Source organism: Serratia sp. YC16, assembly GCF_009707615.1.
Taxonomy (GTDB): domain Bacteria; phylum Pseudomonadota; class Gammaproteobacteria; order Enterobacterales; family Enterobacteriaceae; genus Serratia; species Serratia surfactantfaciens.
This window is the reverse complement of record NZ_WLYN01000005.1, coordinates 199,426-224,609: the sequence shown is the minus strand read 5'-3', so window position 1 is coordinate 224,609 and position 25,184 is coordinate 199,426. Positions and strand designations below refer to the sequence as shown.

At 60.5% G+C, this 25,184-nt stretch carries 23 protein-coding genes; 9 read left to right on the top strand and 14 right to left on the bottom strand.

The features are described 5' to 3' along the window. The first annotated feature begins 127 nt into the window (after positions 1 to 127). Positions 128 to 1,408 (top strand): DUF3748 domain-containing protein, encoded by a 1,281-nt coding sequence (locus tag GKN89_RS16925; RefSeq protein WP_019455502.1) that lies wholly within the window; start codon positions 128 to 130, stop codon positions 1,406 to 1,408. 30 nt (positions 1,409 to 1,438) lie between these two features. Here the strand turns inward: GKN89_RS16925 and GKN89_RS16920 are convergent, their stop codons facing one another. After that, on the bottom strand, positions 1,439 to 1,786 hold the full coding sequence (locus tag GKN89_RS16920) for a YceK/YidQ family lipoprotein (protein WP_019455503.1): 348 nt from the start codon (positions 1,784 to 1,786) through the stop codon (positions 1,439 to 1,441). Positions 1,787 to 2,095: 309 nt separating this feature from the next. Between GKN89_RS16920 and ibpA the strand changes: the two genes are divergently transcribed. The 3 genes from ibpA to GKN89_RS16905 all read left to right on the top strand — a co-directional run bounded on the left by ibpA (position 2,096) and on the right by GKN89_RS16905 (position 4,870). Beyond that, positions 2,096 to 2,509: a small heat shock chaperone IbpA gene (gene ibpA / locus GKN89_RS16915; RefSeq protein WP_004933919.1), complete on the top strand. Its 414-nt coding sequence runs from the start codon at positions 2,096 to 2,098 to the stop codon at positions 2,507 to 2,509. Positions 2,510 to 2,615: 106 nt separating this feature from the next. Beyond that, positions 2,616 to 3,044, top strand: a complete 429-nt coding sequence (gene ibpB, locus GKN89_RS16910; RefSeq protein WP_019455504.1) for a small heat shock chaperone IbpB — start codon at positions 2,616 to 2,618, stop codon at positions 3,042 to 3,044. Between the two features lie 167 nt (positions 3,045 to 3,211). Next, positions 3,212 to 4,870, top strand: a complete 1,659-nt coding sequence (locus tag GKN89_RS16905) for a putative transporter (RefSeq protein ID WP_019455505.1) — start codon at positions 3,212 to 3,214, stop codon at positions 4,868 to 4,870. Positions 4,871 to 4,880: 10 nt separating this feature from the next. Here the strand turns inward: GKN89_RS16905 and GKN89_RS16900 are convergent, their stop codons facing one another. The 4 genes from GKN89_RS16900 to GKN89_RS16885 form a co-directional block, all read right to left on the bottom strand. Beyond that, the gene (locus tag GKN89_RS16900) at positions 4,881 to 5,261 is read right to left on the bottom strand and encodes a type II toxin-antitoxin system VapC family toxin (RefSeq protein ID WP_154747408.1); all 381 of its coding nucleotides are present in this window, start codon (positions 5,259 to 5,261) and stop codon (positions 4,881 to 4,883) included. Further along, the gene (locus GKN89_RS16895) at positions 5,261 to 5,482 is read right to left on the bottom strand and encodes a ribbon-helix-helix domain-containing protein (protein ID WP_004933932.1); all 222 of its coding nucleotides are present in this window, start codon (positions 5,480 to 5,482) and stop codon (positions 5,261 to 5,263) included. The genes GKN89_RS16900 and GKN89_RS16895 overlap by 1 nt, the downstream gene beginning before the upstream one ends. A 75-nt stretch (positions 5,483 to 5,557) precedes the next feature. Next, entirely contained in the window at positions 5,558 to 6,808 is a 1,251-nt protein-coding gene (locus GKN89_RS16890) for a valine--pyruvate transaminase (protein ID WP_154747407.1), read from the bottom strand. A 135-nt stretch (positions 6,809 to 6,943) separates the two neighbouring features. Beyond that, entirely contained in the window at positions 6,944 to 9,007 is a 2,064-nt protein-coding gene (locus GKN89_RS16885) for an alpha-amylase (protein ID WP_154747406.1), read from the bottom strand. A gap of 196 nt (positions 9,008 to 9,203) precedes the next feature. Here GKN89_RS16885 and GKN89_RS24315 point away from each other — a divergent pair, with 196 nt between their 5' ends. Continuing rightward, a complete protein-coding gene (locus tag GKN89_RS24315) occupies positions 9,204 to 9,356 on the top strand; it encodes a hypothetical protein (protein WP_019455508.1) in 153 nt (50 codons plus the stop codon). 1 nt (position 9,357) lies between these two features. Here GKN89_RS24315 and ghrB read toward each other — a convergent pair whose 3' ends face one another. The 8 genes from ghrB to GKN89_RS16845 form a co-directional block, all read right to left on the bottom strand. Next, positions 9,358 to 10,335, bottom strand: a complete 978-nt coding sequence (ghrB, locus tag GKN89_RS16880; protein WP_154747405.1) for a glyoxylate/hydroxypyruvate reductase GhrB — start codon at positions 10,333 to 10,335, stop codon at positions 9,358 to 9,360. 73 nt (positions 10,336 to 10,408) lie between these two features. Further along, a complete protein-coding gene (locus tag GKN89_RS16875; RefSeq protein ID WP_063918272.1) occupies positions 10,409 to 11,677 on the bottom strand; it encodes an MFS transporter in 1,269 nt (422 codons plus the stop codon). Positions 11,678 to 11,808: 131 nt separating this feature from the next. Continuing rightward, positions 11,809 to 12,774: a sugar kinase gene (locus tag GKN89_RS16870; RefSeq protein ID WP_154747426.1), complete on the bottom strand. Its 966-nt coding sequence runs from the start codon at positions 12,772 to 12,774 to the stop codon at positions 11,809 to 11,811. Positions 12,775 to 12,781: 7 nt separating this feature from the next. After that, positions 12,782 to 13,534, bottom strand: a complete 753-nt coding sequence (locus GKN89_RS16865) for a sugar phosphate isomerase/epimerase (RefSeq protein WP_154747404.1) — start codon at positions 13,532 to 13,534, stop codon at positions 12,782 to 12,784. 165 nt (positions 13,535 to 13,699) lie between these two features. Continuing rightward, positions 13,700 to 14,734, bottom strand: a complete 1,035-nt coding sequence (locus GKN89_RS16860) for a LacI family DNA-binding transcriptional regulator (RefSeq protein ID WP_019455513.1) — start codon at positions 14,732 to 14,734, stop codon at positions 13,700 to 13,702. A gap of 124 nt (positions 14,735 to 14,858) precedes the next feature. Then, positions 14,859 to 15,521, bottom strand: a complete 663-nt coding sequence (locus GKN89_RS16855) for an OmpA family lipoprotein (RefSeq protein ID WP_016929583.1) — start codon at positions 15,519 to 15,521, stop codon at positions 14,859 to 14,861. 246 nt (positions 15,522 to 15,767) lie between these two features. Further along, positions 15,768 to 16,220, bottom strand: coding sequence for an N-acetyltransferase (locus GKN89_RS16850; RefSeq protein WP_063918270.1), 453 nt, complete (start codon positions 16,218 to 16,220; stop codon positions 15,768 to 15,770). Continuing rightward, positions 16,217 to 16,783: a DNA-3-methyladenine glycosylase I gene (locus GKN89_RS16845; protein ID WP_019455515.1), complete on the bottom strand. Its 567-nt coding sequence runs from the start codon at positions 16,781 to 16,783 to the stop codon at positions 16,217 to 16,219. Before GKN89_RS16845 ends, GKN89_RS16850 begins: the two co-directional genes overlap by 4 nt. 196 nt (positions 16,784 to 16,979) lie before the next feature. Between GKN89_RS16845 and GKN89_RS16840 the strand changes: the two genes are divergently transcribed. The 3 genes from GKN89_RS16840 to glyS all read left to right on the top strand — a co-directional run bounded on the left by GKN89_RS16840 (position 16,980) and on the right by glyS (position 22,731). Further along, the gene (locus GKN89_RS16840; RefSeq protein ID WP_025160292.1) at positions 16,980 to 18,968 is read left to right on the top strand and encodes an autotransporter domain-containing esterase; all 1,989 of its coding nucleotides are present in this window, start codon (positions 16,980 to 16,982) and stop codon (positions 18,966 to 18,968) included. Between the two features lie 766 nt (positions 18,969 to 19,734). Beyond that, a complete protein-coding gene (glyQ, locus tag GKN89_RS16835) occupies positions 19,735 to 20,652 on the top strand; it encodes a glycine--tRNA ligase subunit alpha (RefSeq protein ID WP_004933966.1) in 918 nt (305 codons plus the stop codon). 9 nt (positions 20,653 to 20,661) lie between these two features. Further along, positions 20,662 to 22,731, top strand: a complete 2,070-nt coding sequence (glyS, locus tag GKN89_RS16830) for a glycine--tRNA ligase subunit beta (protein WP_019455517.1) — start codon at positions 20,662 to 20,664, stop codon at positions 22,729 to 22,731. 41 nt (positions 22,732 to 22,772) lie between these two features. Here the strand turns inward: glyS and GKN89_RS16825 are convergent, their stop codons facing one another. Continuing rightward, a complete protein-coding gene (locus GKN89_RS16825; RefSeq protein ID WP_235049956.1) occupies positions 22,773 to 23,834 on the bottom strand; it encodes a Fic family protein in 1,062 nt (353 codons plus the stop codon). Between the two features lie 151 nt (positions 23,835 to 23,985). Here GKN89_RS16825 and GKN89_RS16820 point away from each other — a divergent pair, with 151 nt between their 5' ends. After that, entirely contained in the window at positions 23,986 to 24,705 is a 720-nt protein-coding gene (locus tag GKN89_RS16820; protein ID WP_019455519.1) for a DUF3053 domain-containing protein, read from the top strand. Positions 24,706 to 25,184 lie beyond the last annotated feature (479 nt).

Below are 25,184 nucleotides of genomic sequence, written 5' to 3'. Positions count from 1 at the left end.
CAGGGGAAAAGTCTGGCGTAATTCCGCACCGAAAAAGCCCTTTGGGCTACCCTTGTTGGCTATGTGAAACGCCGCCGTCGATCCGGTAAGATGGCGGCTCAGTGCCAGCATGCGCAGGAGAGCCGTCATGAGCCATCGGGAAAAACAACTGACTTTCGACCCACGCGGGCATCAGTTAACCAATATCAACGTCTGGACGCCGGACAGCCAATGGCTCGCTTATGACGTGCGCCCGCGCGGCGCCTCTTTCACCGGCCTGAGCATCGAGCGGGTCAACGTCGCCAGCGGCGCGGTGGAAGTGGTGTATCGCGCCCAGCACGGCGCGCACGTCGGCGTGGTCACGGTCAGCCCCGATGCGCCGGCGCGCTATGTATTCATCCATGGCCCGGAGCATCCGGACAGCGCCTGGCAGTATGATTTTCACCACCGTCGCGGGGTGATCGTCAGCGAACCGGATCGCGAGTTGGCCATCACCCTCGACGCGCTGGATATCACAGCGCCCTATACGCCCGGCGCGCTGCGCGGCGGCAGCCATGTGCACGTTTTCAGCCCGGACGGCAGCCGCCTCAGCTTTACCTACAACGACCATGTGATGCATGAACGCGATCCGGCGCGCGATCTGCGCAACGTCGGCGTGGCCGTGCCGCTGCACGGGGTTAATCCGCCGAAACAGCACCCGCGCGAATATGACGGCAGCCACTATTGCGTGCTGGTCAGCGAGACCGTACCGCAGCCGCAGCCGGGCAGCGATCAGATCAATCGCGCCTACGAAGAAGGCTGGATTGGCCGCGAAGGTTACCGCAAGGCCGACGGCAGCCGGCAGCGTTGGGCGCTGGCGTTCATCGGCGATACGCTGTCCGCCGCCGGCGAGAAGCTGCCGGAGGTGTTTATCGTCGATCTGCCGGAAAACGACGCCGACTACGCCGCTGCGGGCGCTCTGCCGCTGCAGGGGACGGAAAGCGAGCTGCCCGCGCCGCCGCTGGGCGTCAGGCAACGGCGGGTGACCTTTACCGGGGAACGCCGTTTTCCGGGCGTAGCCGGCGCGCCGCGCCACTGGCTGCGCAGCTCGCCGGATGGCAGCCAGATCGCGTTTTTGATGAAGGATGACGGCGGCGTGGTGCAGCTGTGGACGGTGTCGCCGAATGGCGGCGAGCCGCGCCAGGTGAGCCGCAGCGAGCATGACATTCAGTCGGCGTTCAGCTGGCACCCGCAGGGCGGGACGATTGCGCTGGTGTGCGATAACAGCGTGATGCTGTGCGAGGTCGCCAGCGGCCGCCTGCAGCGTTTGACGCAGCGCAGCGCGCAGCCGCCGTCGGGCGATGCCGTGGTATTTTCGCCGGATGGCAAGAAAGTGGCGTTTATGCGTGAGATAGCGGGGTTCAACCAGATCTTCGTGGTTGAGGCGTAAGGCGGGCCTGACGGCCCGCAGCGTGCGTGATTAATGCGTGGCGGCGCTGTCGTTACCCTCGCCGGGATTGCCGGTCGCCGCCAGATTCTGCTGCTCGCTGCGCAGGATACGCGCTTTCGGCGAGTCTGCGGTGGCGTCATCGCCGGAACGCAGATAGTCGTAAGGTAACAGTACGGTATCCATCACCGCGGAGAACGGCAGATCCAGCGCCACCAGCGGCATCATCGCCCAACTGGTGTTGTCGTCCTTCAGCATGTCCACGCTGGCGCGGGTGCCGGGATAGTAACCCTGATTCGGGCCAGTATGGCTCATCACGCTGGAGCAACCGCTGGTCGCCAACAGCATGCAGCCCGTCGCTATCGCTTTCATCGTCGTCATTAATCCATCCTGCAGGGTTGCTGTGCCCCTTAATTAAGCCGATTTATAACATCCTGTTGCTGCTTGAAAAGAAGCAAAATCCCGCTCTGTGGCGGCTCTCTCACTTTAGTGTAAGTGGTAAAAAAACTTTCACCTAACCGGAATGAGCTTTTTTTGATCCTCGCCTGTTGAATTGATGAAATCAACCCCCATTTTATCATCAGAGCCGAATTGAGAATTCGCCGTAAGGGGATTCTGGCTTAATTAGCCTGTCCAGAATGGAAGGCGTATTTATTTCAACCTCGCTGAAGTGCCTTAGGAGGCTGTTTTATGCGTAATTTTGATCTTTCCCCGCTATACCGTTCCGCCATTGGTTTCGATCGCCTGTTCAACGCGTTGGAGGCTGGCCAGAGCCAGGGCAACGGCGGTTATCCGCCTTATAATGTCGAGCTGGTGGACGAAAATCATTATCGCATCGCTATCGCGGTAGCCGGGTTTGCCGAGCAGGAGCTGGAGATCACCACGCAAGATAATCTGCTGATCGTGCGCGGGGCGCACAATAATGAACCGGCAGAGAAAACCTATTTATACCAGGGCATCGCCGAACGTAATTTCGAGCGTAAATTCCAGCTGGCCGAACATATTCAAATTAAAGGCGCCAAATTGGAGAACGGCCTGCTGTATATCGACATGCAACGCATCGTGCCGGAAACATTAAAACCGCGCCGCATCGAAATTAAATAATTCCCGTTTCGCCGGCAGTTACGCTGCCGGTAAATATGCAGTCATGACACGCCCGCCGTCAGGGGGCTGAATAAACACATCTCGCTTAATGAAAGGAGTTGTTCCTATGCGTAATTACGATTTATCCCCGCTTCTGCGTCAATGGATTGGTTTTGATAAATTGGCCAGCTCAATGGGGGGCCAGGAGCCTCAGGGGTTCCCGCCGTATAACATCGAGAAAAGCGATGACAATCACTACCGCATTTCTCTGGCGCTGGCCGGTTTTCGGCAGAGCGAACTGAATATCGAAGTGGAAGGGCCGCGCTTGACCGTCAGCGGTAAACCCACACCGCCGGAAAAACAGGTCGAATACCTGCATCAGGGCCTGGTGTGCAAAGAGTTCCAGTTGACCTTCACTCTGGCGGAGCATCTGCAGGTGTCCGAGGCCAAATTTGAAAATGGCCTGTTGCACATCGATCTGGTGCGTCAGGTGCCGGAAGCCTTGCAGCCGCAGCGCATCACCATCGGCGCGACGCCGGAGCTGGAAGCCAAATAACCGACTGAAAAACGGTCATCATCATGCGGGGGAGATCCAGACGGATCTCCCCCGCTGCGTTATGTGGCGCACGCCACAGACCCCCCGTCAGCCCGATGTCATAATCCTTGTTAATTGTGTGTCTTTGGCCGCAAACCCATTGTTCAACTTTGGCAAGGATGTGACCTATGAGCGATATCGCCCTGACCGTCAGCATGTTGGCGCTGGCGGCCGTCATTGGGCTGTGGATGGGGAACTGGAAGCTGTACGGCGTCGGGTTGGGCATCGGCGGCGTGCTGTTCGGCGGCATTCTGGTCGGGCACTTCGCCCAGAGTGGGCAAATCAGCCTGAACGGCGACATGCTGCACTTTATCCAGGAGTTTGGCCTGATCCTGTTCGTCTATACCATCGGCATTCAGGTCGGCCCCGGTTTCTTCTCTTCGCTGCGCGTCTCCGGTTTGCGGCTTAACGCCTTCGCGGTGCTGCTGGTGCTGACCGGCGGCGTAGTGGCGGCGGCGGTACATAAGCTGTTCGACGTGCCGCTGCCGATCATCCTCGGCGTGTTCTCCGGCGCGGTCACCAACACCCCGGCGTTGGGCGCCGGCCAACAGATTCTGACCGATCTCGGCTCCGATCCGGCGTTGGTGGACGGCATGGGCATGGGCTACGCCATGGCCTATCCGTTCGGCATTTGCGGCATTCTGCTGGTGATGTGGCTGATCCGACTGTTTTTCCGCATCAATATCGAGCGCGAGGCGCAGGCGTTTGAAAGCAGCCTGGGCAATCAGCGCGAGCTGCTGCACGCCATGAACGTGGCGGTACGCAATCCCAATCTGCAGGGCATGGCGATCAAGCAGGTGCCGCTGCTCAACGGTGAAGCGATCGTCTGTTCACGCCTCAAGCGCGGGGAGCTGCTGATGGTGCCGGCACCGCACGAGCGGCTGGAGCTTGGCGACTACCTGCATTTGGTGGGCAAGCGCGAAGACCTGGAGAATGCCCGGTTGGTGATCGGCGAAGAGGTAGACGCGTCGCTCTCGACGCGCGGCACCGCGCTGCAGGTGGTGAGGGCGGTGGTGACCAACGAGCAGGTGCTGGGTAAAAAAATCCGCGATCTGAACCTGAAGCAAAAGTATGACGTGGTGATTTCACGCCTCAACCGCGCCGGCGTCGAGCTGGTGGCCGGCAGCAACGTGACGCTGCAGTTTGGCGACATCCTCAACCTGGTCGGTCGGCCGGAGGCCATCGACGCGGTGACGGCAATCGTCGGCAACGCCCAACAAAAACTGCAGCAGGTGCAGATGCTGCCGGTGTTTATCGGTATCGGCCTCGGGGTGCTGCTCGGTTCCATTCCGCTGTTCGTGCCCGGCTTCCCGGCGGCATTGCGGCTGGGGCTGGCCGGCGGGCCGCTGGTGGCGGCGCTGATCCTCGGGCGCATCGGCAGTATCGGCAAGCTGTACTGGTTTATGCCGCCGAGCGCCAACCTGGCGCTGCGCGAACTGGGCATCGTGCTGTTTCTGGCGGTAGTCGGGTTGAAGTCGGGCGGCAACTTCATCGAGACGTTGCTGCACGGCGAGGGGCTGACGTGGGTGGGATACGGCGCGTTGATCACCGCCATTCCGCTGCTGAGCGTCGGTATTCTGGCGCGCACGGTGGGCAAGATGAACTACCTGACGCTGTCCGGCATGTTGGCGGGGTCGATGACCGATCCGCCGGCGCTGGCCTTCGCCAACGGCCTGCACCCGACCAGCGGCGCCGCCGCGCTGTCTTACGCCACCGTTTATCCGCTGGCGATGTTCCTGCGCATCATGTCGCCGCAGCTGCTGGCGGTGCTGTTCTGGACGCTGTAACGCTGCTCGACTACAGCCGATAAGGCATTAACACGCCGTTGTCAGTGCCAAAATCTTTGGGGTTGCGGGAGATGAGCGTCCGGAACCCCACCTGCGCGGTGGCCCAGATAATGGCGTCCGGCAGCTTCACAAGCTGTGAGTGGCGCAGTTCTACGGCGCGTTCGGCAACTTCATCGGTAATAGGCAGCAGCAGAAATTGCCCTAAAAACTGGCGCGTTTTCAGCTCCAGCGCCGCCCCCTGCTTTTTGGCACCCACCATCACTTCCATCCAGGTGATGGCGCTAATAGCCGGGTTAATGTGGTATTCGGTCAGAACGTCTTTGGCTTGAGGAATGCCGTTGAGATAATCGATCAGAATATTGGTGTCAAATAACGCCCGTTGAGCCACCATTATTCCCACTCCTCGCGCTGACGATTTTCGTAGTCCACGCCATCTCCCATCGCCCCGGACCAGAGCCCGAAAGCATTGCTGGGATCTTCCACGTGGTTCTCCGTCAGATAGCGGGAGACGGCCTGACGGATGATTTCGGCCCGGGGAACGTGGCGGATATTTTTCAGATTGTCGAGCTGCCGCAGGTCTTCTTCAGGTAAATCGATCACGATGCGAGTCATAGCTGGCTCTCCTAAAAAAAGATATACGATATATGCATCGTATATCTTTATCGGTCGATTTTCAACCAGCTGGCGTTAGCCTTCCTGATGCGCGCGTTCGATCTCTTCCGCCAGAATAGCCACGCCGCGCTCGATTTTCTCCGGGTCGGGCACGTAGTTCATGCGCATGCACTGGTGGGTATGTGGCCAGTCGTGCTCCAGCCCCGGGAAGAAGTAGTGGCCCGGCACCATCAGCACGCCGCGCTTTTTCAGGCGCTGATACAGCACCTCGGTAGTGATCGGCAGATCCTTGAACCACAGCCAGAGGAAGATAGCCCCTTCCGGTTTGTGGATCAGGCAGCGTTCCGGCGACAGGTAGCGGCGGATAATCTCGATGGTGTGTTCGACACGCTGTTTGTAGAACGGGCGAATCACCTCGTTCGACAGGCGCAGCAGATCGCCGCGCTCGATCATTTCCGTCGCCATCGCCGGCCCCATGCTGCCCGGCGACAGGCTGATGATGCCGTTCATGTTGGTCAGCGCGGTGATCACCTTCTCGTCGGCGATCACGATGCCGCAGCGCGAGCCCGGCAGGCCGAGCTTGGACAGGCTCATGCACAGGATGGTGTTCGGGTTCCACAGCGGCGTGGCGTCGCTGAAGATGATGCCGGGGAAAGGCACGCCGTAGGCGTTGTCGATCACCAGCGGGATATCGCGCTGCTGCGCCAACCGATCGAGCTTTATCAGCTCTTCGTCGGTGATCACGTTGCCGGTTGGGTTGGTCGGCCGCGAAACACAGATCATGCCGATGTCATCGCCGATATTCAGGTGCTCGAAATCAACGTGATATTTGAACTGGCCTTCCGGCAGCAGCTCGATGTTCGGTTTAGCGGAGACGAACAGCCCTTCGTCCAGCCCGGCGTCGGCATAGCCGATATATTCCGGCGCCAGCGGGAACAGCACGCGGCGGCGTGAACCGTCGGCGTAGCGGCCGGCGAACAGGTTGAACAAGTAGAAAAACGCGCTCTGACTGCCGTTAGTCAGTGCAATATTCTGTGGCGAGATCTCCCAGCCGAGCTCGTCGCGCAGCAGATTGGCCAGCGCTTTCAGCAGCGCGTCCTTGCCTTGCGGGCCGTCGTAGTTGCACAGCGCTTCGGTCAGTTTGCCCTGATCGAGCATCTCCTGGCACAGCTGTTTGAAGTAGGCTTCCATCTCTGGGATCTGCGCGGGGTTGCCGCCGCCGAGCATGATGGCACCGGGGGTGCGCAGGCCTTCGTTCAGATCGTCCATCAAACGGGTGATGCCCGCATAACGGGTAAATTTGTCGCCGAAAAGTGAGAAAGTCATAGGTGCAGCAGTACTGTTTTTTAGCAGGTAATCACCCACCATACCGCCAGATAAATCCCGCTGCAATGCGGCCGAAAAATAGACCACTGGGCATAAGTTTTACTCAATGGTCTATTGGTAGCATATTACGCTGAATTATTGTGACCGTTCGCCGGCCCACACTATCATCACCTTATCGTCGCCGAGCCGGCGGCTGAAGGCATAGTAAGCGGCGTGCGGCTGCGGGATTTGCACGCCGCCGCCGATCGCCGGGTGGCGGGCGCGAAACTGCCCCAGCCGCTGCCAGTGGGCCAGCAACGGAGCTTTCTCCCCCTGCAGTTCGCGCCAGTTCATGTCGGAGCGGGTACCCTGCAGCGGATCGGAACCGGTCGGGCCGAGCGGGCGGCCGCTTTCGTCGCCGTAGTAAATCTGCACCGCGCCCGGCGCCAGCAGCAGCAGGTTCGCCGCCCGCTGTTGCCGCGACAGCGAGCCTTTGGCATCGTCGGCGAAGAACAGTCGGGTGTCGTGCGACGAGAGGTAGCTCAGCACGTTGAAATCCTGCAGCCGCTCGGCCATCTGCCGGTAGGTGGCGTCGATGTCGGCAAAGCAGCCCAACGCCTGTGACGCCTGGTCCTGGAAGTCGAAGTTGATCATCGCGTCGAAACCGTTCTGGTAATAGTCGCTTTTCATCACCCCGTGCCCCCAGGCTTCGCCGGTCATCCAGAACGGTGCGTCATCCAGCGCCTGCTGCGGGTGTTCCGCTTTCCACGCCGCCAGCGCCGCCGTGGCGCGTTGCTTCAACAGCGCCAGCGTCGGTTTCTCCACGTGTTTGGCGGTATCGACGCGGAAACCGTCGATGCCGTAATCGCGCACCCACTGGCTGAGCCAGACGGTCAGGTAATCGCGGGTAGTGGCACCGGGGATATCGTGTGCGGCGGTGTCGGGCTTATGGCGGTAGAACAGCGGCAGGCCGCTGGCGCCGGGCGCTTCGGTTTTGATGTCCGGCAAGAAGGCCAGCGACATCGTCAGATCATCGTAGCCCGGCGCGTCATAGTCGCCGATATCGGTGCGGATCCAGTTTTTTCCCCACCATTGGCGCCAGCCCGCCTTGTCGCTGAAGTTGATGTAGTCGTTGAAGCTGTGCCAGTTTTGCCCCGGCCCAGGACGCCAGTCGCCCCAGTTTTTCCCCAGGATGCTTTCCACCTCCGTGCCCTGCAGATACAGCGAGCCGAAGTGAAACGTCTGCATATCCGCCAGCGTGGCGTAGCCGACGTGGTTCACTACCACGTCGAACAGAATTCGAATGCCGCGCTGATGCGCCTGCTCGACCAGCGTGCGCAGCTCCTGTTCGGTGCCCATGTTGGCGTCGAGGCGGGTCCAGTCCAGCGCGTAATAGCCGTGATAGGCGTAATGCGGGAAGTCGCCCTTGGCGCCGCCGCCGACCCAGCCGTGGATCTGCTCCAGCGGTGAGCTGATCCACAAGGCGTTGACGCCGAGTTGCTGCAGATAATCCAGCTTTTGCGTCAGGCCAGCCAGATCGCCGCCGTGAAAGGTGCCGATCTCCTGCAGGCCGTCGCTGCGGCGCCCGTAGCTGTGGTCATTGGTCGGATTGCCGTTCTCAAAGCGATCGGTCAGCACGAAATAAACCGTGGCGTTATGCCAGCTGAACGCCGCCGGTTTAGTGGTGGCGGCGGATTCCAGCAGCAACAAGCCGCCGCTGACGGCGGCGGGCTGCAGCGTGATTTTACCCTGGCTCACCTGCGCCGTTTGGCCGGAATAGAAATCGCGCAGCGTTTCGCCTTCGGCGAAGGTCGAGGCGACGTCGACCGTGACCGGCTTGCCGTCCCAGCGCGGGCAGCTGCGGACGGCAACGGCGGCGCTTTCCGGCGCGCTGCGCAGGCTGAGCCGCAGCGTGGGGGTACCGCTGCGGGTGTCGATGTGCGCCTGATAGTCGCCGGCGCGGAACTGCCGCCAGCTGACCGGCGGGTTGACACCGCAGGGCTGCAGCGACAGCGTCTGGTTAAGCTTCACCGCCTCGGCCGGCTGCCAGCATTGGTTGTCCTGATACAGCTGCAGCGGCCGCTGGCCTTTAGGCAGCGGGGCCTGGCTGATGAACAGCCCGGCGGCGGTTTCGTCGAAGGCCGGAAAGCCGGGCAGCGTCCAGGCGGCTAGCGCTGCTGGCGACAACAGCATCAACAAGGGCAGGGGTAACAGTTTCATGGCTCTCCTTACGCGCGGCAGGAAGCGTTTTTGTCGCAGGGTAGCGCCCAGTGTGGCAAACGGTGAAAAAACGGCCTCCTCCCTGCGGTTTTTTTTCGGGGAGGAGAGGGAGGGCGGAGCGTTTTCGGATTGATTCGGCTTGGCTTTGCGCGTGCGCTGCGGCAGATTAAACGATGAACATCAAAGGAGGTTAGCGATGACGGACAAAAACTGGCGAGAAGAGATCGTTCAGGCAATTCAGGATGCCGAATTGCAGCACTTCGCCGAAGAACATCAGCTGCAGGCGCTGTTCGCGCCGCAGCAGGAAGAGCAACACGGCCGGTTATCCGCAGACCACCGGCCGCGCTAAGTTATTTCTGCAACAGCTGCGGATTGACGCAGTTTTCTTTCACCGTGCCGGTCAATGCGGCGATCAAGTTATCCACCGCGCAGGCGGCCATGCCGTAGCGCGTTTCATGGGTGGCGGAGCCGATGTGCGGCAACGCCACCACGTTCGGCATGCTGAGCAGCGGCGAGTTGGCCGGCAGCGGCTCTTTCTCGAACACGTCCAACCCGGCGGCGTGGATCACGCCGTTTTGCAGAGCTTCGATCAGCGCCTGCTCATCCACCACCGGCCCGCGGCCGGCGTTGATCAGAATGCCGCTTTTCTTCATCTTCGCCAGCTGATCGCGGCCGATCATGTGGAAGGTTTGCTCGGTCAGCGGCAGCGTGATGCAAACGAAATCCGACTCGGCCAGCAGGGTATCCAGATCGCAGCGGCGCGCGTTGAAGCGCTGTTCCGCCTCTTCGTGCGTGCGGCGGGCGTTGTACAGCACCGCCATGCCGAAGCCGAAGTGCGCGCGCTGCGCCAGCGCCAGGCCGATGCGGCCCATGCCGAGGATGCCGATGGTTTTGTGGTGCACGTCGACGCCGAACCAGTCTGGCCCGATGCTGCCGCGCCATTCGCCGGCCTTCACCCGTTCGGCCACTTCCACCACCCGGCGCGCGGTCGCCAGCACCAGGCTCATGATGGTGTCGGCGACGGTTTCGGTCAGCACCGTCGGGGTGTGCATCAGCAGCACGTTATGCGCGTTGAGCGCCTCGACGTCGAAGTTGTCGTAGCCGACGGAAACGGTCGAGGCCGCGCGCAGTTTGGGCGCCTGCTGCAGGAAGGCTTCGTCAATTTTACCGCCGGAACCGATGATCCCTTCGGCCTGCTGCAGCGCCTGGCGCAGTTCGTCGCGGTTCTCCGGTTGCAAGCCGTTGAAGGCGTGCACGGTGAAGTGCTGTTCCAGGCGTTCACGCAGGTCGGCAGGCAGGCTTTTGTACAATACGATAGAAGGCTTCATCACGAACTCCAGCTGGGCCAAAGGGGGCCTGGCGCCCCCCCGGTTGGGTTAACAGATAAAAAGTATAACCGGATCAAGCCAATTGCGGCTGGATCTCGTTGCGGGCGGGTTTGACGATCAGCGTCAGCACCACCGCCACCACCAGTGCGATGGCCATAAACATGTAAGAGGCCGCCGGGCTGCCGGTGGCGCCATTCAGATAGCCGACGAACCAGGAACCGAAGAACGAACCCAGTGCGCCCATGCTGTTGATCAGCGCCATGGCGCCGCCGGCGACGTTTTTCGGCAGCATTTCCGGAATGATGGCGAAGAACGGCCCGTAAGGGGCGTACATCGCGGCGCCGGCGACCACCAGCAGGCCGTAGGAGATCCAGAAGTGGTTGGTGCCGACGGCGTAAGAACCGAAGAACGCCAGCGCGCCGATCAGCAGCAGCGGCCAGACGAACAGCTTGCGGTTTTGCATTTTGTCCGACGCCCAGGAGACCACGATCATGGCGATGGTCGCCGCCAGGTAAGGTACCGCCGACAGCCAGCCGGCTTCCACCATGCCCATCTGCATGCCGCTGCGCAGGATGGAAGGCAGCCACAGCACGAAGCCATACACGCCGATGCTCCAGGCGAAGTACTGCACGCACAGCAGGATCACGTTGCGCGAGCGGAAGGCTTCGCCGTAGTTGCGCACGGCCTTGATGCCCTTCTGCTCTTCGTCCAGCTGCTGTTGCAGCGCCCGTTTCTCATCGGCGCTCAGCCAGCCGGCCTGCGCCGGTTTGTCTTTCGCCAACACCCACCAGCAGAACGCCCAGATGACCGCCGGAATGCCCTCGATGATGAACATTTCGCGCCAGCCGAAGGCGTGGATCAGGTAGCCGGACACCACCGACATCCACAGCACCGTCACCGGGTTGCCGAGGATCAGGAAGGTATTGGCGCGTGACCGCTCCGATTTGGTGAACCAGTTGCTGATGTAGATCAGCATCGCCGGCATCACCGCCGCCTCCACCACGCCGAGGATAAAGCGAATGGCGGCCAGCATCGGGATATTGCTGACCACGCCGGTCAGCGAGGCGCAGCCGCCCCACAGGATCAGGCACCAGAAGATCAGTTTTTTGACGCTGCGGCGTTCGGCGTAGATGGCGCCGGGAATTTGGAAGAAGAAATAACCGAGGAAAAACAGCGCGCCCAGCAGCGAGGCCATGCCTTTAGTGATGCCGAGATCTTCATTGATGCCGGCGGCGGAGGCGAAGCTGAAGTTGGCGCGATCGAGATAGGCCAGGCTGTAGGTGATAAACACGATGGGCATGATGTACCACCAGCGTTTGGCCGCGACAGTCGCTTTGTTCATGTTCAGTATCCTTCAGTGGTGTTGCATCCCCTTCGCCGGCATGCCAGAAGAAGGGGCAGATGCTCTCCCGACGCGTCCCGGTTGTAGGGCCAGAGGCTGACGTCATGCGGAGAAGTCGTATTTTTTTATTATTATTCGGCCAGCGCCGCGCGGGTCGGCAAGCCTTCGCTGTCGCCGATGGCCTGGATCGCCAGCGAGCCGATTTTGTTGCCGCGCTGCACCGCCTGTTTCAGCGTTTTGCCTTCCAGCAGGGCGCTGAGGGTGCCGACGGCAAAGCCGTCACCTGCGCCCACGGTATCCACCACGTTGTCGACCTTGACCGCAGCTACTGCTGCTTTATCGCCGGCGGCGGTTTTAAACCAGGCGCCGTCCGGGCCGGTTTTGATGATCACCGCCTGCACGCCGCGCTCCAGATAGAAATCGGCGATGCCTTCCGGCGTCGATTGGCCGGTGAGGATCTGCCCCTCTTTCAGCCCCGGCAGCACCCAATCGGCGGCGAACGCCAGCTGGTTGAGCTGCTCGATCATCACCTCGCGGCTGGGCCACAGCACCGGGCGCAGGTTGGGGTCGAACGAAATGGTTTTGCCCAGGGCGCGCATCTCGTGCGCCGCATGGTGGCACAGCGCCAGCGATTGGCTGGACAGCGCCGCCGCTACGCCGCTCAGGTGCAGGTGGCGCGCTGAAGCGAAATACTCACGGTTGAAATCGGCGACCGACAGGTGGCTGGCCGCCGAGCCTTTGCGGAAATACTCCACGCTGGGATCGGTACCATCGGTGGTTTTGGACTTCACCTGAAAACCGGTCGGATACTGGCCGTCAACCGTGACCTGCCGGTAGTTGATGCCCTCTTTTTTCAGCTGCTGCAGGGTGAAGCGGCCGAACGAGTCGTTGCCGACGCGGCTGACCCAGCCGACGTTCATGCCCAGGCGCGCCAGGCCGATCGCCACGTTCAGTTCGGCGCCGGCGATGCGTTTGGTGAAGGTTTCCACCTCCGCCAGATCGCCGGTCTGTGCCGCCACGAACATCGCCATGGCTTCGCCCAGCGTGACCACATCCAGGGGCGCCTGCTGCGCCGTCGTTGCCGTTAACGTTGTCATCATGGGGTTACTCCGCACGCAAAATATTGACGTAATGGCGGGTGACGGCTTCCAGATCATCGCCCTGCAACGGGAATTCGATGCCGCGCGGCGCGTCGTGCGGCAGGTGGGCCAAGAGATCGCGCCAGCTGCCGTCGGTATCGTCCAGCGCTACGGCGCGCCAGCCGCGCGGGCCTTGGGTGGCGGCTTTGACGTGCACGTAACCGACGTGACGGGCCAGGCGATCGGCGGCGGCGAAGGCGTCTTGCCCCACCCACAGCCAGTTGGCCATATCGAAGGTCATGCTGACCGGCAGGTGGCTATCTTCCGCCGCATGGAAAAAGGCGTTCAGCATCGACAAAATGCCGCAGTCCGGCGTCTGGTCGTTTTCTACCACCAGTTTGACCGGGTGTTGTTCCAGCGCCACTTTCAGCTCGGTAAAGTCGAAGCCGGGGCGGAAATGGCCAAGGGACAGCTTCAGCTGGCGTGCGTTCAGCGCCTGTGCCTCCGCCAGCAGCGCCGGCAGGTTGGGGTTCAGCGTATGTTGCGGGGTGAACAGCGCCTCAGGGGCGGAATAGACGGAGAACAGTTGCTGGCGCTCGATCTCCTGCGCCAGCGCCGGCAGACTGTCCAGCTCGCCGGCGGCGAACAGTTCGCGGCGGATCTCGACGCCGTCGGCGCCGGCACCGGCGATGAGGGGCAACAGCGCGCGCTGGCCGCCGTGTTGTTTGACGGTATCGGTGCCGTAGGCGCCGGTGACCACGATGATTTCTGTTTTCATTTTGACTCCTGAGGCGGCATTGTCGCCGCCGCTGCTGTTACCGATACGTTAAATGGAACCGGTTCCAGCGGAAAGCGACAGAGTGTAAAAATATGATCGCAATCACGAAGCTGAGCAAAAAACAGCCGATGCGGAGGGGCGGTCAACGGCCCATGGGAAAGTCAGTCAGCGGGTGGTGGAGCCGCGGACGATCAGCTCGCCGGAGAACATTTGATCGCCACTGGGGGCGGCCAGGCCCTGAATGCGTTGCACCAGCCGCTCCAGCGCCGCGTGCCCCATTTGGTAGGTGGGCTGCTTCAGCGTGGTGATGCCGACGCCCGCCAGCTCCGCCCACTCCAGTTCATCAAAGCCCAGCAGGCCGATGTCGTTGCCCCACTGGATGCCCAGCCGGCGCATGGCGCGCGCCACCTGCAGCGTCAGGGCGCCATTGGCGGAGATCACCGCCTTGCGCATGCCGCGATGGCGGCCGCTGAAATCGCTCAACACTTGCTCCAGCTTCTGCCGATCGTTGAGCGGCGTTTCGGCCTGCTCCGCCAACAGCGCGGGGTGCTGCGCCATGGTATGCCTGAAGGCGTGCAGGCGTTCCAGACGGGTGTTGACCGTGCCGAGCGGCTCGCTGAGGAACAGGATCGCTTCGAAACCTTGTTGCAGCAGATGTTCGGTGGCGACGGTGGCGGCTTCGCGGTTGTTCAGGCCCACCACGTCGCAGGCGAAGTCGGGGATCTTGCGGTCGATCAGCACCATCGGCAGCATCGACTGTTGCAGCGTGGATAAGGCTTCCTCGCGCATGCCGACCGCGTTGACCACGATGCCTTCCACCCGATAACTGCTGAGCAGCTGCAGATAGTGCTGCTCCTGATTGACTTCGTTGTTGGTGTTACACACCAGCAGGGTAAAACCGTGCTGGCGACAGGCGGCTTCAATACCGCGCATCACGTCCACCGAATAGGGGTTGGTGATATCGGCGAGGATCAGGCCGATCAGGCGGGTCTGGCCGCCTTTCAGGCTGCGCGCCATCTGGCTTGGCCGGTAGTCGAGCTGCTGAATGGCCTGTTCGATGCGCTGTTTGAGATCGTCGGAAAGCAGGTGCTGTTCACCATTCAGATAGCGCGACACGCTGGTCTTGCCGGTTTTGGCGATGCTTGCCACATCGCTGATGGTGGCGCGTCCTGAGGCGCGCGTTGCCTTGCCTGTGCTCACAGCCGATCTCTCCCGCGGTTAATTGCCAAGGAGACTACCATACCCGATGTGCGAGCGGGAATGTTGAAGGATAAGGAGAAAGTCGGGAGGAAGCGGCGGGGCGTCGGTTGCGCCCCGCACGGGATTACTGCAGCGGGCTGAGGGTGATCTCGACGCGACGGTTCTGCGCCTTGCCTTCCGCGGTGCTGTTGGAGGCGATCGGGTTGTCCGGGCCGGCGCCGGTGGTGCGAATACGGTTCGCCGCCACGCCCTGAGTGATCAGCGCGCTGGCTACGCCGTCGGCGCGCTGTTGCGACAGGTTCATGTTGAGCGAGCGAGAACCGGTGCTGTCGGTGTAGCCGACCACGTTGACCGCGGTTTTCGGATACTCTTTCAGCACCATGGCGACGCCGGTCAGGGTGTTGGCGCCCGCCGGTTTCAGCGTGGCGCTGCTGCTGTCGAAGGTCACGTTGTTCGGCATGTTCAGCACGATGTTGTCGCCCTGGCGGGTGACGCTGACGCCGGTGCCTTTCATCTTGTCGCGCAGTTTGGCTTCTTGCACATCCATGTAATAACCCGCGCCGCCGCCGAGCGCCGCACCGGCCGCCGCGCCGATCAGCGCGCCTTTGCCGCGATCTTTCTTGGAGGAGGACAGCACGCCGACGCCGGCGCCCAGTGCGGCCCCGAGGCCTGCACCGATACCGGATTTACCGACTTCGGATTCGCCGGTGTAAGGGTTGGTGGTACAGGCCGACAGGGTGAGCGCTACGCTCACTGCGCCGGCAATAATGGCAATGCGTTTTTTCATGTTCTTGTCCTTAATGGCATCAAAATCTGTACGCGCCGGCCCAAAACGGGGGCGCAAAAAATGGGCGCCGCGGGAAGCCCGCGCCACCGCGCTACTATGACGCGCTGGTTCGCCGGCAGTTCCGGAGAAAAGCGTGACAAATGATGAGCGCGGGGGAGTGCTGGGGGGTGTTATGCGACAAAATGCCGGGCGGCGCCATGCAGCGGATTCCTAATTGCGCGCCGCCGGGGTGTGAATGCGCCTTTTTTAACCGCAACCGGTTGAATTTTCGATTGCCGGCCAGTTCATGATCAGCGTATAGGCCAGGGTTTCGTCGTTGAACAGGCGCTGCGTCACCTGAAAACCGTGCTTGTGGTAGAACGCGCAGGCGCGCAGGTTCTGCTGATAAACCTCCAGGCTGAGCCGGCGGTAGCGCTGCTGCACATGCGCCATCAGCGCCTGGGCGACGCCGCGGCCGTGGAACGCCCGATCGACGAACAGCGCGCCGATGAACTGCTCGTCCAGCACGCTGATAAAGCCGACGATCTCGTCGTCATGCCAGCAGGCCCAGCTTTGCGCGCGCGGCAGGTAGTTTTCTCGTACCAGCGCGGCGCTCTCGCGCCAGTATTTTTCCGCCACGAACGGATGGGCGGCGATGGTGCTGGGCAGCCACAGCGCCATCAGCCGGTCGATATCCTCCAGGCCGCTGGGGCGGATCACCGTGGCTTTGGGTAGCACATGCACCCCGTCAGGTGATCGTTCACCAGCCCGCTGGCCTGCATGAAGGCGTAACAGATGGTGGAGCCGATAAACTTGAAGCCGCGCTTTTTCAGCGCCTTGGACATGGCGTCGGACTGCTCGGTTTTAGCCGGGACCTGGCTTAGCGCTTGCCAGCGGTTGAGCTGCGGCTGGCCGCCGACGAAATCCCAAATGAAGGTGACGAAATTCTCCCCGGCCTCCTCCATCGCCAGATAGGCCCTGGCGTTGGTGATAATGGCTTCTATCTTGCCGCGATGGCGGATGATGCCGCTGTCCTGCAGCAATCGTTCCACGTCCTGCTCGCTCATGGCGGCGACCCGCTGCGGATCGAACTGGTGGAAAGCGCGGCGGTAGTTCTCGCGCTTTTTCAGCACGGTGATCCAGGAAAGGCCGGCCTGTTGCCCCTCCAGACAGAGCATTTCAAACAGCTCGCGCGCGTCGGTGGTGGGCGCGCCCCATTCCTTGTCGTGATACTCGAGATACAACGGATCGGCCGTCACCCAACCGCAACGTTCGTCTGCCATCCTGAATGTCCTTATGCTGTATTTATGAACAGTAATCATCGCTCGAAGCGGCGAACTTGGCAAGCCTCTGATTGTTTTGTCATCAGCCCGCTTGACGTGACGGAAAAGCCGACAATAGTTACTACATGGCCGGTGGAAAACCGGTCAACGATAAAAACGATATTGCCTTCATTTGCAGGCTCTCAGGAGTCGATTCATGCCTCTAAAAATAACGTGCATGCCCCGCCCGGCGGCGCTTGCAGTGGCGCTACTTTGCAGTGTGACCCTTCCGGCTCAGGCGTATGACCAACTCTACGTCTTTGGCGACAGCCTGAGCGATACCGGCAACAACGGCCGGTTCACCTATGACGGCAGCCAGCATCTGCTGTACGACGAGGCGTTGGCGCAGCGCATCGGCGCGGCGCTGGTGGCTTCGGACAACGGCGGTGAAAACTATGCCGCCGGCGGTGCCGTGGCGGTGCCGGGCCTGAATCCGGTCGATAATACCCAGGATCAGGTGCAGCGCTATCTGAACCGGGTTAACGGCCAGGCCGATGGCGACGGTTTGTACATTCATTGGATCGGCGGTAACGATCTGGCGGCGGCGGCGTTGAACGCCGCGACCGCACCCGGTGTGGCCTATAACAGCGCGGCCGCCGCCGCCGCGCAGGTGCATTCGCTGCTGAACGCCGGCGCCGGCACGGTGATCGTGCCGACGGTGCCGAACATCGGCTCCACGCCGCAGCTGATGGAGTTGATCATTCAACAGGCGCTGTCTCCGGTGCAGGGGGCGGCGATCCAGGCGGCCTACGCCACGCTCAATTCGCTGGCGACGCCGGACAACGCGTCACGCACGCAGGCGATCCACGCGGCGTTGGCCGCTGCGGCGAAGCAGGGCAGCGCCATTCCTCAGGTGCAGCAGGCGATCGCCACCCAGCTCATCGCGGCGTATGACAGCCTGAGCGCGCAGGCCGGTCAGCTGACCGATTTCTATAATCAAAGTGAAGACCGTTTGCTGGCGCAGGGCGGCGGCAATATCGTGCGGGTGGACGTCAACAAACTGTTTGCCGAAGCGATTGCCAATCCGGCGCAGTTCGGCTTCGCCAACACCGCCGGCATGGCTTGTCCGCCGGGCGTTTCCTCGGCGGTCTGCCGTTCCGACATGCCCGGCTTCGATGCCAGCCAATCCTATCTGTTCTCCGACCACTTCCACCCGAGCCCGCAGGCGCACCTGCTGATTGCGGATTATATCCAGGCGGTGTTGGATGGCCCGGCGCAGGTGGTGGCGCTGAATCAGGCGACGGCGGCGATGGCGCGCGACAGCCGCGCCACGCTCGACAGCCGCTTCCAGCAGCTGCGTCACGGCGAAAACCCGCAGGGCTCGCTGGGCGTGTTCGGCGGTTACGCCGGCCAGCACTACGACTATGCCGATAACCGGGCGGCGGGGGACGGCAACGCCACCACCCACAACCTGACCGTCGGCGTGGACTATCAGCTGACCGACGGCTGGTTGATCGGTGCGTTGATCGCCGGTTCCAACGACGATCAGCATCCTTCCAGCCGTTATGATTACAAGGCGCGTGGGCTGCTGCTGTCGGCCTTCAGTTCGCTGGCGATATTCGAGCACGGTTGGGTCAACGCCGATCTGCACTATGCGGCGATGGATTATGACGATATTCGCCGCAGCATGCGGCTGGGGCCGCTGACGCGTACCGAAACCGGTTCGACTTCCGGCAAGCAGTGGGGCGCGCGCGTGACTGCCGGCTATGACTTCCCGATCGCTTCTTACCTGACCACCGGGCCGGTGGCGCAGTTCGCCTGGGATTACAGCCGCGTTTCCGGCTACAGCGAAGACGGCGATGACAGCACCGCCATGCGCTTCAACGATCAAACCTACCACTCGCAGATTGGTGCGCTGGGCTGGCGGCTGGATACGCAATTCGGCGTATTTAACCCTTATGCGGAAGTGAGCTATCAGCATCAGTTCGGCGACGACGTCTACCGCGCCGGCGGTGGCCTGAAATCGACGCAAACCTCGTTTACCCGCGACAGTGCGGGCCAGGACAAAAACTGGGTGGATGTCACGCTGGGGGCCAACATGCCGCTGACGGACAGGGTATCGGCCTTCGCCACCGTCTCGCAAACCGGCGGGCTGAGCAGCGGCGAGCAGTTTATGTATAACGTCGGCGTCAGCGCGCGTTTTTGAATGGATTGCCTGCAGAGCGCGTTTGCCAAAGGCGCGCTAAATGGCAATGCGTAAGCGATACGTTCGTATAAGGGAAGCTAATTAAGAGGAAGCGGACGGGAATTAATTATGCGGGCCGTCATGACGCTGACGGAAATACAAAAAAAAACTGATCCTATGAAAGGATCAGGTAGCCACTTGGCCAACACCAGGGAAAATTTTAATTATTATTGTATAACCAAAGATTAACTGTCAATGGGTTTCTGTGGCTCATTGTTGGCGTATTACATATCCGCTTGTTTCTCCTCGAGTCGCTGCAGCGGCCCGTCGCGTGATATCGCCTTATTTTTCGCGATATAAGAAATAATTTGGCGCTTAGTCACATTATCTGCCGGTGAGGCGAGTTTTTTAGTTGATAAAATTAACAAAAATAACATTGGTGTAACTTTACCCTGTGGCAAATATAAGCATGTGTGCATTTCAATCTGCGTAAATAGGGTTGATGAGAACAGGTGCTGTGGGCGAATAAGTGACGATTTAAGCAACGATTAGTCTCGTTTTTTGTTAAGTTATTCTAATGTTTTTGGCGGGCCGTATTTTCGCCACGTTCGTCGCCGGTGAAATAAGCCGGCTAACCGGCGTCCTGTCCTGCGCGCGCCGCGCGCGAAAATCCAGCGCTTCTCGCCCCGATTCGCACTTGTTGCCGGATTCTGGCTGTATATCTTACGGTCAACGGGTATACTGGCTCATTCCATCTAAATCCACTTGTATCGCGTGCGAATTCAACATGCAAAAGTTTGATACCAAGACCTTCCAGGGCCTGATCCTGACACTGCAGGATTATTGGGCGCGCCAGGGCTGCACCATCGTTCAACCATTGGACATGGAAGTCGGCGCGGGAACCTCACACCCGATGACGTGCCTGCGTGCACTGGGGCCGGAGCCGATGGCCGCCGCCTACGTGCAGCCATCCCGCCGTCCGACCGACGGCCGCTACGGCGAAAACCCGAACCGTCTGCAGCACTACTACCAGTTCCAGGTGGTGATTAAGCCATCGCCGGACAACATTCAGGAACTCTACCTGGGCTCGTTGAAAGAGCTGGGTCTGGATCCGACCATCCACGACATCCGCTTCGTGGAAGACAACTGGGAAAACCCGACGCTCGGCGCCTGGGGCCTGGGTTGGGAAGTGTGGCTGAACGGCATGGAAGTGACGCAGTTCACCTACTTCCAGCAGGTCGGCGGCCTGGAGTGCAAGCCGGTAACCGGCGAGATCACCTACGGTCTGGAGCGTCTGGCAATGTACATCCAGGGCGTGGACAGCGTGTATGATCTGGTGTGGAGCAACGGCCCGCTGGGCGTCACCACCTACGGCGACGTGTTCCACCAGAACGAAGTGGAGCAGTCCACCTACAACTTCGAATACGCCGACGTCGACTTCCTGTTCTCCTGCTTCGAGCAGTACGAGAAAGAGGCCCAGTCGCTGCTGGCGCTGGAAAAACCGCTGCCGCTGCCGGCCTACGAACGCATCCTGAAGGCGGGTCATACCTTCAACCTGCTGGACGCGCGCAAGGCGATTTCGGTGACCGAGCGTCAACGCTACATTCTGCGCATCCGCACGCTGACCAAAGCCGTTGCCGAAGCCTACTACGCTTCCCGCGAAGCGCTGGGCTTCCCGATGTGCAACAAGAAGAACGAGAACTAAGAGGCAGCCATGACTCAACAGACTTTCCTGGTGGAAATCGGCACGGAAGAGCTGCCGCCGAAGGCTCTTCGTTCCCTGGCGGAATCTTTCGCCGCCAACTTCACTGCCGAGCTGGATAACGCCGGCCTGGAACACGGTGAAGTGAGCTGGTTCGCCGCACCGCGCCGCCTGGCGCTGAAAGTGGCCAACCTGAGCGCGGCGCAGGCCGATCGCGAAATTGAAAAACGCGGCCCGGCGATCGCTCAAGCGTTCGACGCCGAAGGCAAACCGAGCAAAGCGGCCGAAGGCTGGGCGCGCGGCTGCGGCATCACCGTCGATCAGGCTGAACGCCTGGTGACCGACAAGGGCGAGTGGTTGATGTACCGCGCCCACGTCAAAGGCCAGTCGGCGCAGCAACTGCTGGCCGGCATGGTCAGCACCGCGCTCGGCAAGCTGCCGATCCCGAAACTGATGCGCTGGGGCGATTCTGACGTGCAGTTCGTGCGTCCGGTGCACACCGTCACGATGCTGCTGGGCGCCGATCTGATCCCGGGCACCGTGCTGGGCATCGACTCTGCGCGTACCGTGCGCGGCCACCGCTTCATGGGCGAAGCCGAGTTTACCCTCGACAACGCCGACCAATACCCGCAGATCTTGCTGGAGCGTGGCAAAGTGGTCGCCGACTATGAAGCGCGTAAAGCGCTCATCAAGCGCGACGCCGAGCTGGCGGCGCAGAAGATTGGCGGCAAGGCCGATCTGAGCGACAGCCTGCTGGAAGAAGTGGCCTCGCTGGTGGAATGGCCGGTGGTGCTGACCGCCAAATTCGAAGAGAAATTCCTGGCGGTGCCGGCGGAAGCGCTGGTGTACACCATGAAGGGCGATCAGAAGTATTTCCCGGTGTACGACGCCGCGGGCAAACTGCTGCCGAACTTTATCTTCGTGGCCAACATCGAGTCGAAAGACCCGCAGCAGATCATCTCCGGTAACGAGAAGGTGGTGCGTCCGCGTCTGGCCGACGCCGAGTTCTTCTTCAACACCGACCGCAAGAAACGTCTGGAAGACAATCTGCCGCGCCTGGAAACCGTGCTGTTCCAACAGCAGTTGGGCACCCTGCGCGACAAGACCGATCGCATTCAGGCGCTGGCGGGCTGGGTTGCCGGCCAGATCGGCGCCGACGTCAACCACGCCACCCGTGCGGGCCTGCTGTCGAAGTGCGACCTGATGACCAACATGGTGTTCGAATTCACCGACACCCAGGGCGTGATGGGCATGCACTACGCGCGCCACGACGGTGAGGCGGAAGACGTCGCCGTTGCGCTGAACGAGCAGTATCAGCCGCGCTACGCCGGTGATGCGCTGCCGCAGTCGCTGGTGGCTTGTTCACTGGCGATCGCCGACAAGATGGACACCCTGGCCGGCATCTTCGGCATCGGGCAGCATCCGAAAGGCGATAAAGACCCGTTCGCGCTGCGCCGCGCCGCGCTGGGCGTGCTGCGCATCATCGTCGAGAAAAACCTGCCGCTGGATCTGCAGACTCTGACCGAAGAGGCCGTGCGCCTGTACGGCAGCAAGCTGACCAACGCCAAAGTGGTCGATGAGGTGGTGGAATTCATGCTGGGCCGCTTCCGCGCCTGGTATCAGGAAGAAGGCCACGCGGTCGATACCATTCAGGCGGTGCTGGCGCGCCGTCCGACCAAGCCGGCCGACTTCGACGCACGCGTCAAGGCGGTATCCCACTTCCGCACGCTGGACGAAGCGGCGGCGTTGGCTGCGGCCAACAAACGCGTCTCCAACATCCTGGCCAAATCTACCGAAACGCTGAACGACAGCGTGCGCGCCTCGGTGCTGAAGGACGCGGCAGAGATCCAGTTGGCGACCCACCTGGTGGTGCTGCGCGACAAGCTGCAGCCGTACTTCGCGGCGGGCAACTACCAGGAAGCGCTGGTGGAACTGGCTGCGCTGCGTGAGCCGGTGGATGCGTTCTTCGACAACGTGATGGTAATGGCGGACGATGCGGAAGTGCGCGTGAATCGTCTGACGCTGCTGAGCAAACTGCGTGAACTGTTCCTGCAGGTGGCGGATATCTCCGTACTGCAGTAAAACGGCTCTGTGCTGTGAAAAGGCGCCTGCGGGCGCCTTTTTTATGGCTGGCGTAACTGTTTGATACCGGCTGCGGTCAAGCGATAGCGTTGTAAACGGCTCTTGGGCTTATCCGGTAACGTCATTTCAATCCAACCGGCATTCAAGGCCGGTTGGAGATAGCGTTCGCGGAAAGATTTTCGATCCTGCAACTGTAGAACATTCTGGAGTGCTTCTCGCGACATCTCACCTTGCAGCGCCGCCAGCAAGTCATCGACTTGGGGGGTGACTTGGGGGGTGACTTGGGGGGTAATACTCAGCTCAAGCGCTTTTAGAATCATTTCCAGCATGAATTCAACGAAGGGTGAACAATCGGTTTTTTGGTTGCTGGCATTCAGCGCTTGGTAATATCCGGACTGGTTATCATGCACCAGGCTCTCAACCGGCACGTTGGCGAACAAAGGATCCCAGCGTGACAAAATCAGCGTTTGCCACAACCGTCCCATGCGGCCGTTTCCATCGGCAAACGGGTGGATGAATTCGAATTCATAGTGAAATACACAGCTGCCGATCAGCGGTGGCAGATCGGTTTGTTGCAGCCAGATGAGCAGTTGGCGGATCAGCAACGGTACGCGTTCCGCCGGGGGAGCCATATGGATCACGACGTTGCCGTTCATCACGCCGACGCCGCTCTGACGATAGCGGCCGGCATCAGGTAGCAAGCTGTTCATCAGCATCCCATGTGCGGCAAGCAGATCGCGTTCATTTTCGGGATGCCAATGATTCAGGTTGGTATAGCAATGGATGGCATTCATCGCTTCCTGAACGTCTCGCGGAGGGGCGATGACGCGTTTACCTGCGATGATAGCGGTGATCTGCTCTTCGCTCAGGGTATTGCCTTCGATCGCCAACGAACCTTGAATGGTACGGATCCGATTGATGCGCCTTAGCCGCAACGCATGCTCTTGTTCCGCTTGCATTGTCAAACGGGCCAACGCTGCCCCTACGTCTGTCGCCAGATGCAGAATGGAGGGGGTGATGGTCAACGGCGGTTGATAAGAGGACATGAGCAAGTTGGCCCGGCGATAAACGTTGGAAAAGTGTACCATGCGTACGTGGTACACGCAGTACGCCGTTTTTAACCAGACAATGTTCACCGCAAGCGGAATCGCGTATCGGAACGCCGCCAGTTGATCTATTCTTATAGGCGCACGGAGTGCGGAAAAAGGGGCGGAGTCCAATGAAAAAGCAGGTTTATAACAGGAGTTATGTCACATGGCGGTAGGGATCCAGAGCAGAGTTTTCGCGCGTTGGTTGGCACCGGTATTGGCATTGTTGGTGGTCATGCAATTGACCGCCTGCGGCGATAAAGAGCCGGAACAGCGCAAAGCATTCATTGATTACTTACAGAATACCGTGATGCGCAGCGGGGCGAACATCCCCACGCTGAGCGAAGACCAGAAACAGAAGTTCGGCAACTATGCCGGCGATTACGCGATTTTGGTCGGTTTTTCCCAGCAGTTGTCCAAATCGGTCGGCGCCAGCCTGACGCCGGCGCTGGACCAGATTAACCAGATCCGCACCGCGCAGGACTACCTGAACAAACGCGACGCGCTGCAGCAGTCGGTCGGAGCATTGAACCTGCTGGGCCAGCAGATCCAGTCCGCCAAATCGCAGGCGGATACCGCCCGTGCGGCGCTGAAGCAGCCCGACGATCTGAAGGCGGTGTACAACCAGGCCTATGACAAGATCGTCACCGCGCCGGCCAACGCCCTGATGCCGGCGATCCCGACCACCGCCAGCTTCGTGCAGGATCTGGTGCAGGTTGGCGATTTCCTGCAGAGCCAGGGCAATCAGGTCAGCTTTAACAACAACGGCGTGCAGTTCCGCACCGCGCAACAGGTGGCGCAATACAACACCATGATGTCGAATCTGGTGGCTAAACAGCAGAACCTGGTGAACGCGCAGAAAACCATTCAAAGCGTGACGCAATAACGCCCCCGCGCACGAGAGACAGGCCGGCATTGCCGGCCTGTTTTATTTCCCCCCTCAGAGTTTCCAATAACTTGCTGGCTTATTGCGCAGGCTTCTGTACTACACTTCAATTAATCCATTCATTAGGCAATGTAGTTTTCTTTCACTCATCACTTCGCTAGTTCCCGGCGGGATGAGTGCTCACAGGGAAGATCAAACAGCGCGTTGTTATCGGGCGCGGCGGTCAAAAATAAATTGTGATGTTTGTCACAATTTAAAAACAAAACACCAAGTTAAAAATGTGATGCGCATCACTTTATTGCGGGTTTTAAGGCGATTTCTTTCTCACTGTGCTTTTTTTACACGCCATAATTGTGATCGGCATCACTATAAGTGGTGGTTTGTTGGGGTGTTGTATGTGATTTGTATCACAAAAAATTCGTGAAGTTCGCGTGACAAAAACAGCGTGATAGAGTCCGTTTCGCATACAGCGGCAACAC